The sequence below is a fragment of the Caballeronia arationis genome, from assembly GCF_001544975.2.
Classification (GTDB): domain Bacteria; phylum Pseudomonadota; class Gammaproteobacteria; order Burkholderiales; family Burkholderiaceae; genus Caballeronia; species Caballeronia arationis.
Map to the genome: position 1 here is coordinate 33,954 of NZ_FCOG02000049.1, position 12,783 is coordinate 46,736.

The window sequence follows — 12,783 nt, forward strand, 5'->3', positions numbered from 1 at the left end:
TCCAAGCGGGCACCCTCGCCCGTCACGACTCGACATGATCAAGCTGATCGTCGGCCTCGGCAATCCGGGCGCCGAGTACACCGCGACCCGACACAACGCCGGCTTCTGGTTCGTCGACCAGTTCGCACGCGACGCCGGCGCGAACCTGCGCGACGAGCGCCGCTTCCATGGTCACTATGGCAAAGGCCGTCTGAACGGCCACGAAGTGCATCTGCTCGAGCCGCAGACGTTCATGAACCGGTCGGGACAATCCGTCGTCGCGGTGGCGCAGTTCTTCAAGATTCTTCCGGACGAGATTCTCGTCGCGCACGACGAACTCGACCTGTCGCCCGGCACCGTCAAGATGAAGCTCGGTGGCGGCAGCGGCGGTCACAACGGCCTGAAGGACATCTCCGCGCACCTGTCATCGCAGCAATACTGGCGGTTGCGGATCGGTATCGGGCATCCGCGCGACCTGATTCCCGAAGGCGCGCGCGCGGGCGCAAAGCCCGACGTCGCGAATTTCGTGCTCAAGCCGCCGCGCCGCGAAGAACAGGAGCCGATCGACCAGTCGATCGAGCGCGCGCTCGCCGTGATGCCGTTCGTGGTCGCCGGCGAGACCGAGCGCGCGATGATGAACCTGCATCGCAATCCCTAAGCATCCACAACCTGGAGCCGCACGTGAGCCGTTTCTGGAGCGACATCGTTCATCGACTGACGCCGTATGTCCCGGGCGAGCAGCCCGCGCTCGCGCATCCCGTCAAGCTGAACACGAACGAAAATCCGTATCCGCCGTCGCCGCGCGTCGTCGAGGCGATCCGGCGTGAACTGGGCGAGACCGGCGAGACGCTGCGCAAATATCCCGATCCCACCGCGCATGCACTGCGCGCGACGGTGGCCGCGCATCACGGCTTGCGGATCGATCAGGTGTTCGCCGGCAACGGTTCGGACGAAGTGCTCGCGCACGTGTTCCAGGCGCTCTTGAAGCACGACAGGCCAATCCGGTTCCCCGACATCACGTACAGCTTCTATCCGGTCTACGCGCAGCTATACGGCGTCGCGTTCGACGCGATTGCGCTCGACGACGAATTCGGCATCGACATCGACGATTACCGCGCGCCCGGCGGCCCCGTGCTGCTCCCGAACCCGAACGCGCCGACCGGCCGCGCGCTGACGCTCGCTGAAATCGAGGCATTGCTGAAGGCGAATCCGGACTCGCCTGTCGTGATCGACGAGGCTTATGTCGATTTCGGCGCGGAATCGGCCATAAAGCTGATCGACCGCTATCCGAACCTGCTCGTCGTGCAGACGGTGTCGAAGGCGCGCTCGCTGGCGGGCATGCGCGTAGGTTTCGCGTTCGGCGATGCAGCGCTGATCGAAGCGCTCACGCGCGTGAAGGACAGCTTCAACTCCTACCCGCTCGACCGCCTCGCACAAGCCGCGGCGACCGCGGCTTACGAAGACGATGCGTGGTTTCGGGACAGCTGCGCGAAGGTGATCGCGAGCCGCGAGCGGCTGTCAGGCGAACTAAAGGCGCTTGGTTTCGAAGTCGTGCCGTCGGCGGCAAATTTCGTTTTCGCGCGCCATCCCGCGCACGATGCCGCGACGCTCGCCGCGTCGCTCAGGGAGAAGGAGATTTTCGTGCGGCATTTCCGGCTGCCGCGCATCGACCAGCATCTGCGCATTTCCATCGGCACCGATGTCGAATGCGATGCGCTCGTCGACGCGCTGAAGCCGCTGATCGCCGCCTGAAACGCGCTTACTGGCCCTTGGCGGCCATCAGCGCGTGATACTTCGCCATCAACTGGTCCGGCGATTCGACGTGCGCCGGATCGCGCGGGATGCATTCGACGGGACACACCTGCTGACATTGCGGCTCATCGAAATGGCCGACGCATTCGGTGCACTTCGTCGGGTCGATGACGTAGAACTCCGGGCCCATCGAAATGGCGTCGTTCGGGCACTCGGGCTCGCAAACGTCGCAGTTGATGCACTCGTCGGTAATGATCAGGGACATGCTCTACTCTCTTTCGCCGGTCTGACCCGGCACCAACCCGCGCGGCGACGGGAACTGCAACGCGCCGCCCGGGTTCGCGACGACGGTCGAATGCTCAGGGCGCCGCGCCGTTCGCCGGCAGCAGGCCGACCTTGTCGATCAGGCGCTTCTCGACGGATGGAAACACGAATTTGCTGACGTCGCCGCCCAGTTGCGCGATCTCGCGCACGATCGTGCCCGAGATGAACTGATACTGGTCCGACGGCGTCATGAACATCGTCTCCACGTCCGGCAGCAAATAGCGGTTCATGCCCGCCATCTGAAACTCGTACTCGAAATCGGAGACGGCGCGCAGGCCGCGCACGATCACGCGCGCATTGTTCTTGCGCACGAAATCCTTGAGCAGCCCGGTAAAACTCATGACCTGCACGTTCGGATAATGCCCGAGCACGTCGTGCGCGATATCGAGGCGCTCCTGCAGGCCGAAGAACGGCTTCTTCGCCCGGCTGTCGGCAACGCCGACGACGAGCGTATCGAATATGCTCGACGCGCGCCTCACGAGGTCTTCGTGTCCGCGCGTCAGCGGGTCGAACGTTCCCGGGTACACGGCGACTACCATGGGCCTTCTCCTCTTATCTAGACATTGGGCCGCTCGGCCGCTCGGGCAAGTGCAACCGGAGGTCGCCCGGCCGTTGCGTCCGGTACGTTATTTTTGGAACGCGCATTATTCCTCATTTTCGCGCCGCAGCAAATGATAGCGGACCGCGCCCGCCTTGCCTTCGCGGACAATCGCCCAGCCGGCGAGCGCGGGCGTCGCCGCGATGTCGAGCGTTTCGCCGGATTCGACGTACAGCGCGCCGCCCGGAGCGACGAGCGGCGCCGCGAGTTCCAGCGCGCGATCGAGCATCGGCTTGTCGCCGAATGGCGGGTCGAGGAACACGACGTCGAAGGAATTCGGCGCCAGGCTCGCGGCGAGCCGGAGCGCGTCGGCTTCCGCGATTTCGATGTTGTTCGCCGCGAGACGCGCCTGGTTCGCCTTCAACTGGGCGACCGCGCGTCCGCTCCTTTCGACCATCAGCACCCGCGCCGCGCCGCGCGACGCCGCTTCGAAGCCAAGCGCGCCGCTGCCGGCGAAGAGATCGAGGCAGCGCTGGCCGTCGAGTTGCTGGCCGAGCCAGTTGAACAGCGTCTCGCGCACGCGGTCCGGCGTCGGGCGCAGACCGTCGAGATCGAGCACCGGCAGCGGCGTGCGCTTCCAGTCGCCGCCGATGATGCGGATCGAATGCGGCTTGCCGCCGCGCGACGGTGTGGCCTCGCGTGGCTTGGCAGGCGGGCGGCGCGGCGCGGCTGAAGCGGGCGAACGGGTGATGGACGAACGGGGCATGGTGGCGAAATGAATTGAGATGCGGGCGCCGGAAAGCGCGGCCGTCTTTCGAAACCGAACGCGACGCGAAAAGATGAAAGCCAACGTTACCACAGCCGTGCGCCTTGCCACCAAAGGCGAGCGACCGCCATAGGCGTCGCCTGATAAAATACGCGCCTTCCGCGCTTTCTCGCTTCTGGTTGGCTCGATGTCGAGAACCCCGGCGTCATTCGAAAACCGCGCGCACTACCCACCCTTGCAGACCATGTTCAGCTTTTTCAAACGATTCAAGAAGCCGGCCGAGGGCGAAACGCCGGTCGACAGTGACGCCGGCGAAGCCGACGCGCAGGAAGCGCCCGAGGCTTTCGACGAGCCGTTGCGTCACGCGACGACTCCCGTGACGCCCGCGCAGCCCGTCGAGCCGGCTTCGCAGCGCGCGCCGGCACCCGGGCCGCTGAAGCACGCGACCACGCCGCTGACGCCCGCGCAGCCAGTCGAAGAACCGCCGCAGGCCGCGTCGAAGCCCGCCGAGCCGCAACCCGCCGAGTCGAAGCCATACTGGCAGGGCCGCACGCCGTCGCAGTGGCAGCGCGAGCCGCTCGCCGAGGAACTCGACGAAGTCATCCCGGCGCCCACGCCCGACGCCGCCGCGAAGAAATCGTGGATCTCGCGCCTGAAGCACGGCTTGTCGAAGACGAGTTCGAGCCTGACCGGCATTTTCGTCGGCGCAAAAATCGACGAAGACCTGTACGAAGAGCTCGAAACCGCGCTGATCGTGTCGGATGCGGGCGTCGACGCCACCGAATTCCTGCTCGAAGCGCTGCGCGAAAAGGTGCGCACCGAGCGTCTCACCGATGCGATGCAGGTGAAAAACGCGCTGCGCTCGCTGCTGGTCGATCTGCTGACGCCGCTCGAAAAGTCGCTGATGCTCGGCCGCGCGCAGCCGCTCGTGATGATGATCACGGGCGTGAACGGCGCGGGCAAGACCACGAGCATCGGCAAGCTGGCGAAGCATCTGCAGCGCTTCGAGCAGTCGGTGCTGCTCGCGGCCGGCGACACTTTCCGCGCCGCCGCGCGCGAGCAGCTCACCGTCTGGGGCGAACGCAACAACGTGACGGTGATGTCGCAGGAAAGCGGCGACGCCGCCGCGGTAATCTTCGACGCGGTCGGCGCCGCACGCGCGCGCAAGATCGACGTGATGATGGCCGATACCGCCGGACGCCTGCCGACACAGCTGCATCTGATGGAAGAATTGCGCAAGGTGCGCCGCGTGATCGCGAAGGCGATGCCGGACGCGCCGCACGAAGTGCTGCTTGTCATCGACGCGAACACCGGCCAGAACGCGCTCGCGCAGGTGAAGGCGTTCGACGACGCGCTCGGCTTGACCGGCCTGATCGTCACCAAGCTCGACGGCACCGCGAAGGGCGGCATCCTCGCCGCGATCGCGCGGCAGCGGCCAATCCCGGTGTATTTCATCGGCGTCGGCGAGAAGGTGGAAGATTTGCAGCCGTTCAGCGCCGAGGAATTCGCCGACGCGTTGCTCGGCTGAACGTTCGTCGCATCGCAAGGAAAAAAGGCGTCCCGAGGGACGCCTTTTTTTCGCCGCGCTGAAAATGCGGGCTCAGTGCGACAACAGGAGCGCCGCCGCGATCCACCACATCACGCAGCCGACGATCACATCCAGCACGCGCCACGCGACATCCTTTTCGAACCACGGCTGCAAGAGCCGCGCGCCGTAGCCGAGCGTCGTGAACCAAACGATCGACGCGCACATCGCACCCGCCGCGAACCACGCGTTGCGCGGCCAGCCGTAACGCGCGCCGATGCCGCCGAGCAGCACCACGGTATCGAGATAGACGTGCGGATTGAGCAGAGAAAGCGCGAGTACCGTCGATGCCGCGCCGAGCGCAGTCTGCGTCTCACTGCTGGCGGCGTCGAGGTGGCCCGGACCGCGCCACGCCGCGAGAAACGCCCGCGCGCCGTACAGGAACACGAAGATCGCGCCGGCCCAGCGGATCACGTCGAGCAGGAAAGGCGCGCGGGCGATCAGCGCGCCCATCCCGCCGATGCCGAGCGCGATCAGCAGCACGTCGATCGCCGCGCAGATCGAGACAACCAGCCCGACGTGCCTCTGCTTCAACCCCTGCCGCAACACATACGCGTTCTGCGCGCCGATCGCGATGATGAGACTCGCGCCGAGTCCGGCGCCCGACAAATAGCTCGATAGATAGGGAAACGTCATTCAGCGTCGGGTTGTTGCGCGGGCGCGGCGCGTTGGAAGGCATCGATGGTGTCGGCGTGATCGGCGATGCGCGCGATCGTCGGAAAACGGCCGAGGTCGATCTTGAAGCGCCGCGCGTTGAACACTTGCGGTACGAGACACAGGTCGGCGACGGTCGGGGTATCGCCGAAACAGAGCGCGCCCACGCGCTTGTCGGCAGCCAGCCGTTTTTCCAGCGCCTCGAAGCCCGATTCCACCCAGTGCGCATACCACGCGTCCTTGACCTCGTCGGGCGCCTTCACCTTGTGCTTCAGGTACTTGAGCACGCGCAGATTGTCGAGCGGATGGATTTCGCACGCGACGGAGAGCGCGATCGACCGGACGAACGCGCGGTCCGCGGGCGAACGCGGCAGGAGCGGCGGCTCGGGATGCGTCTCGTCCAGATATTCGATGATCGCGAGCGATTGCGTGAGCACGTCGTCGCCGTCGATGAGCGTCGGCACGATGCCGTCCGGGTTCAGCGCGCGATAGTCGGGTTGCAGTTGCTGCCCGCCGTCGCGCAGCAGATGCACCGGCGCGTACTCGTAATCGAGCCCCTTGAGGTTCAGCGCGATGCGGACCCGGTACGCCGCCGAACTGCGGAAATAGCTGTAGAGCTTCAAGTCGTCTCCCCTTTTTCGACGTTTACACGACTCGCACCGAAAACTCGCCGATGCCGTCCACGCCGCCCTTCATCAGGTCGCCCTTCACGACCGCGCCGACGCCTTCCGGCGTGCCGGTGAAGATGAGATCGCCGGGGAAGAGTTCGAAGAGCGTCGAGAGGTACGCAATGGTCTCGCCGACCGACCAGATCAGTTGCGAAATGTCCGAGCGCTGTTTTTCGTCGCCGTTGACCGACAGCCAGATCGCGCTCTTTTCCAGATGCCCGACCTTCGACGCCGGATGAATCGGCCCGAGCGGCGCCGAGCGGTCGAAACCCTTTGCCGTGTCCCACGGACGGCCGAGTTTTTTCGCCTCGGCCTGCAGGTCGCGGCGCGTCATGTCGAGGCCGAGCGCGTAGCCGAAAACGTAGTCGAGCGCCTTGTCGGCGGGAATGTCGCGGCCCTGCTTGCCGATCGCGGCGACCAGTTCCATCTCGAAATGCACGTTCTTCGATTGCGACGGATACGGGAATTCGCCAGTCGCGCCTGGCGCCACGTACAGCACCGCATCGGCGGGCTTGCCGAAGAAAAACGGCGGCTCGCGGTCTGGATCGTGACCCATTTCGCGCGCGTGCGCTTCGTAGTTGCGGCCAACGCAATAAATGCGGCGCACCGGAAACTGATCGTCGGAACCTGCGACGGGCACGGCTACCGCCGGCGCCGGAGTGAACACAAAACTCATCCCGCTCTCCTCGTTCTGGTTGAATCGCAGCCTGAATCGTGCGGCCCGTCGTGCGGCTCGCGCCCGACCCGAAGCCGGCAAGACGAAGAGTTTAACGTGCGCGCGACGCGCCTGCGCGCCGGCCTCACGGGCGAAAACGGCGCTTCGCGCGGGCTGCCGCCCCTTTTAAGCGACTTGCACGCGCCGCACAAATGCTGTACTCAATACCATTCCCGCATCCCAAATTTGCCTGGACCGAACGTGGACACCGCCACTGCGGAACGCACGCCGCCCGCGCACCCTAATCGATGACCGATCCTGCCCTACAGCCCTTCCCCTGCGCCCGCTTCATCAAGGAAATCGGACGCGGCCCGAACGGCGCCCGCGCGCTGAGCCGCGACGACACGTTCTCGCTCTACGAGGCGATGCTCGACAACCGCGTCTCCGAACTCGAACTTGGCGCGGTGCTGCTCGCGTATCGCGTGAAGGGCGAAACGGCCGCCGAACTCGCCGCGATGCTCGCCGCCGCCCATCGCTCGTTCGAGCTGCTGCACATCCAGCATGGGCGCGAGCACGCACGGCCGGTCTCGATCCCGAGCTACAACGGCGCACGCAGGCAACCGAACCTGACCCCGCTCCTCGCGATGCTGCTCGCGCGCGAGGGCGTGCCGGTGCTGGTGCACGGCGTCGTCGACGATCCGGGCCGGGTGACGAGTGCGGAAATCTTCACGGAACTGGGCATTCCGCAAGCGGCGTCGCACGATGAGATCGAAGACAGCCTCGCGTCGCGCCGGCTCGCGTTCGCGCCGATTGCCTCGCTTGCGCCCAAGCTCGCGCGGCTCTTGTTGCTGCGGCGGATCATGGGCGTGCGCAATTCAACCCACACGCTGGTCAAGATTCTTCAGCCCTTTGCGCAACCCGGCTTGCGGCTCGTGAACTACACGCACCCGGAATATCGCGACAGCCTGACGAGCCTCTTCGTCGATCATCCCGACGCGGCCGTCGGCGGTGCGCTGCTTGCGCGCGGCACGGAAGGCGAGGCGGTCGCGGATACGCGCCGGCAGGTTCAGGTCGACTGGTTCCACGACGGCCATTCAGAGACGCTGCTGTCGGCGGAACGCTCGTCGGCGGATGCGCCGGCCGCCGCGCTGCCCGATTCGCGCGACGCGGCGACTACCGCGCGCTGGATCGAAACCGTGCTGCGCGGCGAAGTGCCGATTCCGCCCGCCGTCGCGCGGCAGGTCGAACTGATCTCCGACGTGGTGCGCCGGCCGGTCTGAATCGGATCCGTCCGATTGTGTTGCTGGCGCGATTGGTTGACACATCAACCGCCGCTGGCTAAAGTAGCCGCATGAGCTTCACCCAATTCCCCTCCCTCCGAATTATTTCGGGCCGCCTAGCGCGGCCCCTATCGCTACGTCTAGCGTAAGTCGCCAGGCGTAGCGCCGCGCGTTCGTCTGTTCTTCGCGCGGTCCTCCCAGCAGTTCTCGTAGTCCTTCTTTTCACCACCTGTAGTCGTCAGCTTTTCGTTCGCGCATCCCGCGATACGGAAACGCGAGGGTCAAATGCACGCTGCTTCGCGCACGTTCACGTTGGTCGCAGGCGTCACCATCGCCGTGATGCAACGTGGCCGCGCGCGCGGAAAAGCATCTCGGCGTGCATCGAGCAAGAGCCGGCCAGCCGCCGGCTTCGGCCTCTCTCGCAGGCGCTACGCAACCAACGATAAACGAGGTCGACGATCATGATGCAGAGCCCCTCCGAGAAATACCGTCCGTTTCCGCAAGTCCGCCTGAATGGCCGCCGCTGGCCCACGCGCACCATCGAAAAAGCGCCCGTCTGGATGAGCACCGACCTGCGCGACGGCAACCAGGCGTTGATCGAGCCGATGAGCATCGCGGCGAAGCTCGAATTCTTCGAGATGCTGGTGGCGACGGGTTTCAAGGAGATTGAAGTGGGCTTTCCGTCGGCATCGCAGACGGATTTCGATTTCGTGCGCAAGCTGATCGACGAAAAGCGCATTCCCGAGGACGTGACCATCGAAGTGCTCGTGCAGTCGCGCCGCGAGTTGATCGAACGCACGTTCGAGGCGGTCGAGGGCGCGTCGAAGGTGATCGTGCATCTGTACAACGCGATCGCGCCGTCGTTCCGGCGCATCGTGTTCAACCAGTCGAAGGAAGAAGTGAAGGCGCTCGCCGTCGAGGGCACGCGCATCATCAAGGAATGCGCCGCGGCGCGTCCGGGCACGCACTGGACCTACCAGTATTCGCCCGAGACGTTCAGCATGACGGAGCTCTCGTTCGCGCGCGAAGTCTGCGACGCCGTCGCGCAAATGTGGCGCCCGACGCCCGATCACAAGATGATCGTGAACCTGCCCGCCACCGTCGAAGCCGCGATGCCCAACGTGTTCGCGGACCAGGTCGAGTGGATGGACAAGAACCTCGGCTATCGCGAAAGCATCGTGCTCTCGGTGCATCCGCACAACGACCGCGGCACGGCCGTCGCCGCCGCCGAACTCGCGATGCTCGCGGGCGCGGAACGCGTCGAAGGTTGCCTGTTCGGCAACGGCGAGCGCACCGGCAATGTCGACCTCGTCACGCTCGCGATGAATCTCTACACGCAAGGCATCGATCCGGGCCTCGACTTTTCGGACATCGACGGCGTGCGGCGCGTCGTCGAGCGCTGTAACCAGATCCCGGTGCATCCGCGCCATCCGTATGCCGGCGATCTCGTGTTCACCGCGTTTTCGGGTTCGCATCAGGACGCGATCAGGAAAGGCTTCGCGCAGCGCGAGCCCGGCACGGTATGGGAAGTGCCCTATTTGCCGATCGATCCCGCAGATCTCGGCCGCAGCTACGACGCCGTGATCCGCGTGAACAGCCAGTCGGGCAAGGGCGGCGCGACGTATCTGCTCGAGCGCGGTTTGGGCTTCACGCCGCCGCGCCGCGTGCAGATCGAGTTTAGCCACGCCGTGCAGGCGGTCGCGGATGCGTCGGGCGAAGAGGTTTCGGGTGAGGCGGTCTGTGCGCTGTTCCGGCGCGAATATTTCGACGTCGCCGGTCCCGTCTCACGCGTCAGCGCGGCGACGCTGCGGGTTCGCGGACGCGATGTGAATATTCCGTCTGCCTCGGGTGCCGCTTCCGGCGAGTCTTATGCGCAAGCGCTGGCAGAGGCGCTCGGTGTCGCGGCGCAGGTATCGTCGTTCGAGACGGCCAGCACAGCGAGCGGCGAGACGGCCGTGTTCGTCGGATGCCGCGTGGGAGACGAGGCTATGCGCTTCGGCGTCGCGGTGAATGCAAACGCGGCGCTGGCAGTCGTCGACGCGATTGTGAGCGCGGTGAATCGCGCGCGCTGGACGAGCGTGCCGGAAGCCGAGAGCGAGGCGGTGGCCGCGTAACGCATGTGGCATGCAGCAGGCAACGCGACACGCTATTCCAGCGCCACCCGCGTCGCCTGCAGCGCGAGCAATTGCCACTGGCCGGACGTCTGAATGTGGACCGCGGTGTAGGCGATCGGAAACAGCAGTGCGCCGTTCTTGGATTCCATCTCGATCAGCGCGCGCCCCGACACGAAACACGTATCGCGCCCGGCCAGCACCACGTCCTGCGACTGGATTTCGATTTGCCGGTAGCGACGGCGGCCAGCCGTGATCGCGTCGATGAACTGGCGTTTCGTCTCACGCTTGCCGTTCGTGTGCACGTAGCTGACGTTGTCGGCGAGAAGCGCGTCGAGCGCCTCGCCGTCGCCTTCGACCATCGCCCGGAAGCGGTCGCGTTCGAGACCGCGGATCGCCTCGATAGTTTTTGCCGGCATCTGTCGATTCCCCTTGCGGCAAGGAACCGTTTTCGCGCGTTCCCCGTCAGAAGTTGTACTGCAGATATAGCTGGCTGAAATTTATACCAGGATTCGGCTCTTTGATACCGGCGTTCGACACGTGCTGGAATCGAAAGCCCGCCTGATAGTTCTGATGGGAGCCGAAAATCGCGCCGATGCCGACCACGTCAGCGAATTCAAACGCGGTTCCCATGGCGAAGAACGGCGTGATGCGCGTGTGCGACAGCACCCTGACGCCGATCCCCGCTTCGATGAAAGGCCGGAAGTTGCCCGAGCTCTTCACGAAGCGGAACATGGGCGTCAGACCCACTTCCCAGATGGCTGGATTGACCGTGTGGTCGAGCGTCGGGTGCCAGTACGAAACATGGCCCTCGCCGACCAGGGTGAAGTGGTAGCCGCCGATCTCCCACCACTGCCACTCCGGGTCCCAGACGACACCCAGATCGGCCTTCCAGATCTGCCGGTCGGAATAGCCGCCTGCAATCTGCACGCCGATCCGATCAGCGCTCGCGCCCGCCGACGCGCACGCACATGCCGCGAAAGCGGCGCATTGCAGGAAACGATTCAGCCAGGCGCATTTTTTCTTATGCATGAACACCCCGACGCTGGTTCTCAATACCGACCGCTCGGACGGCCACCGGGGTATTTTAGAGATGGTCGAGAAACCTTGCTTGGATTGTGTTCCGTTTGCCAGAAAGGCTGAATTAAGTTTCGTCCACGGGCCGAAACAAGGTAAATCGTGCGAAAGATGCGAAACTGCTCACGCGTCTCAAGGTAAAAATGACTGTTTAATTAACTGTAATATGTGCCCTATCAGGGCTTGATTTTTGATAGCTTTTGTGGGAACTCCCACATAAGTCGGCGCTCTAATCCTTAGCACTCACTGAACTGGAGTGCTAATATCGTGGTGACTCGCTGCGAATTTTCGCATCGGGTTTTTTGTTGATAAGGAGCTTATGAGCGTGACCAATGCGATGACCCTTCCGAATGTCGTGAGCTCGGCGCCGGCCAAGGCCGCATCGGCAGGCGCGCTGACGTACGCACAGTCGTCGATGCTGACCGGCCAGATCGGCAACATCGACGCCTATATTTCGGCTGTGAACCGGATTCCGATGCTGTCGCCGTCGGAAGAACGTCAGTACGCCACCGAATTCCGCGAGAACGGCAATCTTGAGGCGGCGCGTCAGCTCGTGCTGTCGCACCTGCGCCTCGTCGTGTCGATCGCCCGCAACTATCTCGGCTATGGTCTGCCGCATGCAGACCTGATCCAGGAAGGCAACATCGGCCTAATGAAGGCAGTGAAGCGCTTCGACCCCGCGCAGAACGTGCGCCTCGTGTCGTATGCGATGCACTGGATCAAGGCCGAGATTCATGAATACATCCTGCGTAACTGGCGTACGGTGAAGGTTGCGACCACCAAGGCGCAACGCAAGCTGTTCTTCAACCTGCGCAGTCACAAGACCGGCCTCGCCGCCTTCACGCCGGACGAGATCGACGGCCTCGCGAAGGAGCTGAACGTGAAGCGCGAGGAAGTCGCGGAGATGGAAACGCGTCTGTCGGGCGGAGACATTGCGCTCGAAGGCCAGGTCGAGGATGGCGAAGAAGCCTTCGCGCCGATCGCGTATCTCGCCGACTCGAACAACGAGCCGACCAATGTGATCGCCGCACGCCAGTTCGACAAGCTGCAAAGCGACGGCTTGTCCGACGCGCTCGAATCGCTCGACGAACGCAGCCGCCGCATCATCAAGGCGCGCTGGCTCGACGTGCAGGACGACGGATCGGGTGGCAAGACGCTGCATGAACTGGCCGACGAGTTCGGCGTCTCGGCGGAGCGGATTCGCCAGATCGAAGCAAGCGCGATGAAGAAGATGCGCTCGGCGTTGCACGACTACGCGTAAAACGCGGTCGAAGGCGAAAGAAAGCGGGAAATCGAAGCCCGCCGTCGAAAGACGGTGGGCTAATGAGATGGTCACCCCCACCCTACACGCGGGTTACGCTGTAGGGTGTTTTCCTTTCTGGAGAGGCCATCAT

The 12,783-nt window shown here is 64.4% G+C and carries 14 protein-coding genes; 6 read left to right on the forward strand and 8 right to left on the reverse strand.

Annotated features, from left to right (window positions below):
- Positions 1–34: 34 nt before the first annotated feature.
- Together pth and hisC are read left to right on the forward strand one after the other, a co-directional pair.
- Positions 35–637 carry an aminoacyl-tRNA hydrolase gene (gene pth, locus AWB81_RS24865; RefSeq protein WP_062639208.1) on the forward strand — a complete coding sequence of 201 codons (603 nt, stop codon included), beginning with the start codon at positions 35–37 and terminating at the stop codon, positions 635–637.
- 23 nt (positions 638–660) lie between these two features.
- Positions 661–1,731, forward strand: a complete 1,071-nt coding sequence (hisC, locus tag AWB81_RS24870; RefSeq protein WP_062639209.1) for a histidinol-phosphate transaminase — start codon at positions 661–663, stop codon at positions 1,729–1,731.
- Between the two features lie 7 nt (positions 1,732–1,738).
- On the opposite strand, the gene AWB81_RS24875 is transcribed toward hisC, so the two are convergent.
- The 3 genes from AWB81_RS24875 to rsmD all read right to left on the reverse strand — a co-directional run bounded on the left by AWB81_RS24875 (position 1,739) and on the right by rsmD (position 3,359).
- Positions 1,739–1,996 carry a YfhL family 4Fe-4S dicluster ferredoxin gene (locus tag AWB81_RS24875; protein WP_062639210.1) on the reverse strand — a complete coding sequence of 86 codons (258 nt, stop codon included), beginning with the start codon at positions 1,994–1,996 and terminating at the stop codon, positions 1,739–1,741.
- A gap of 94 nt (positions 1,997–2,090) precedes the next feature.
- Entirely contained in the window at positions 2,091–2,594 is a 504-nt protein-coding gene (coaD, locus tag AWB81_RS24880; RefSeq protein WP_062639211.1) for a pantetheine-phosphate adenylyltransferase, read from the reverse strand.
- A 105-nt stretch (positions 2,595–2,699) separates the two neighbouring features.
- Positions 2,700–3,359: a 16S rRNA (guanine(966)-N(2))-methyltransferase RsmD gene (rsmD, locus tag AWB81_RS24885; RefSeq protein ID WP_062639222.1), complete on the reverse strand. Its 660-nt coding sequence runs from the start codon at positions 3,357–3,359 to the stop codon at positions 2,700–2,702.
- 244 nt (positions 3,360–3,603) lie between these two features.
- Between rsmD and ftsY the strand changes: the two genes are divergently transcribed.
- Positions 3,604–4,887, forward strand: a complete 1,284-nt coding sequence (gene ftsY / locus AWB81_RS24890; protein ID WP_062639212.1) for a signal recognition particle-docking protein FtsY — start codon at positions 3,604–3,606, stop codon at positions 4,885–4,887.
- A gap of 72 nt (positions 4,888–4,959) precedes the next feature.
- Here the strand turns inward: ftsY and AWB81_RS24895 are convergent, their stop codons facing one another.
- From AWB81_RS24895 to AWB81_RS24905, 3 genes are read right to left on the reverse strand one after another with little or no spacing between them, the layout of a single operon-like run.
- Positions 4,960–5,580, reverse strand: coding sequence for a LysE/ArgO family amino acid transporter (locus AWB81_RS24895; protein ID WP_062639213.1), 621 nt, complete (start codon positions 5,578–5,580; stop codon positions 4,960–4,962).
- The gene (gene maiA, locus AWB81_RS24900) at positions 5,577–6,221 is read right to left on the reverse strand and encodes a maleylacetoacetate isomerase (RefSeq protein ID WP_062639214.1); all 645 of its coding nucleotides are present in this window, start codon (positions 6,219–6,221) and stop codon (positions 5,577–5,579) included. The genes AWB81_RS24895 and maiA overlap by 4 nt, the downstream gene beginning before the upstream one ends.
- Positions 6,222–6,243: 22 nt before the next feature.
- Positions 6,244–6,942, reverse strand: a complete 699-nt coding sequence (locus AWB81_RS24905) for a fumarylacetoacetate hydrolase family protein (protein WP_062639215.1) — start codon at positions 6,940–6,942, stop codon at positions 6,244–6,246.
- Between the two features lie 287 nt (positions 6,943–7,229).
- Here AWB81_RS24905 and ybiB point away from each other — a divergent pair, with 287 nt between their 5' ends.
- Together ybiB and leuA are read left to right on the forward strand one after the other, a co-directional pair.
- A complete protein-coding gene (gene ybiB / locus AWB81_RS24910; protein ID WP_062639216.1) occupies positions 7,230–8,201 on the forward strand; it encodes a DNA-binding protein YbiB in 972 nt (323 codons plus the stop codon).
- Between the two features lie 461 nt (positions 8,202–8,662).
- Positions 8,663–10,315, forward strand: a complete 1,653-nt coding sequence (gene leuA / locus AWB81_RS24915) for a 2-isopropylmalate synthase (RefSeq protein WP_062639217.1) — start codon at positions 8,663–8,665, stop codon at positions 10,313–10,315.
- Positions 10,316–10,347: 32 nt separating this feature from the next.
- Here the strand turns inward: leuA and AWB81_RS24920 are convergent, their stop codons facing one another.
- A complete protein-coding gene (locus AWB81_RS24920; RefSeq protein ID WP_062639218.1) occupies positions 10,348–10,731 on the reverse strand; it encodes a nuclear transport factor 2 family protein in 384 nt (127 codons plus the stop codon).
- Between the two features lie 46 nt (positions 10,732–10,777).
- Positions 10,778–11,344: an acyloxyacyl hydrolase gene (locus AWB81_RS24925; RefSeq protein ID WP_062639219.1), complete on the reverse strand. Its 567-nt coding sequence runs from the start codon at positions 11,342–11,344 to the stop codon at positions 10,778–10,780.
- A 370-nt stretch (positions 11,345–11,714) separates the two neighbouring features.
- Here AWB81_RS24925 and rpoH point away from each other — a divergent pair, with 370 nt between their 5' ends.
- Positions 11,715–12,650, forward strand: a complete 936-nt coding sequence (gene rpoH, locus AWB81_RS24930) for an RNA polymerase sigma factor RpoH (protein WP_062639223.1) — start codon at positions 11,715–11,717, stop codon at positions 12,648–12,650.
- Positions 12,651–12,783 lie beyond the last annotated feature (133 nt).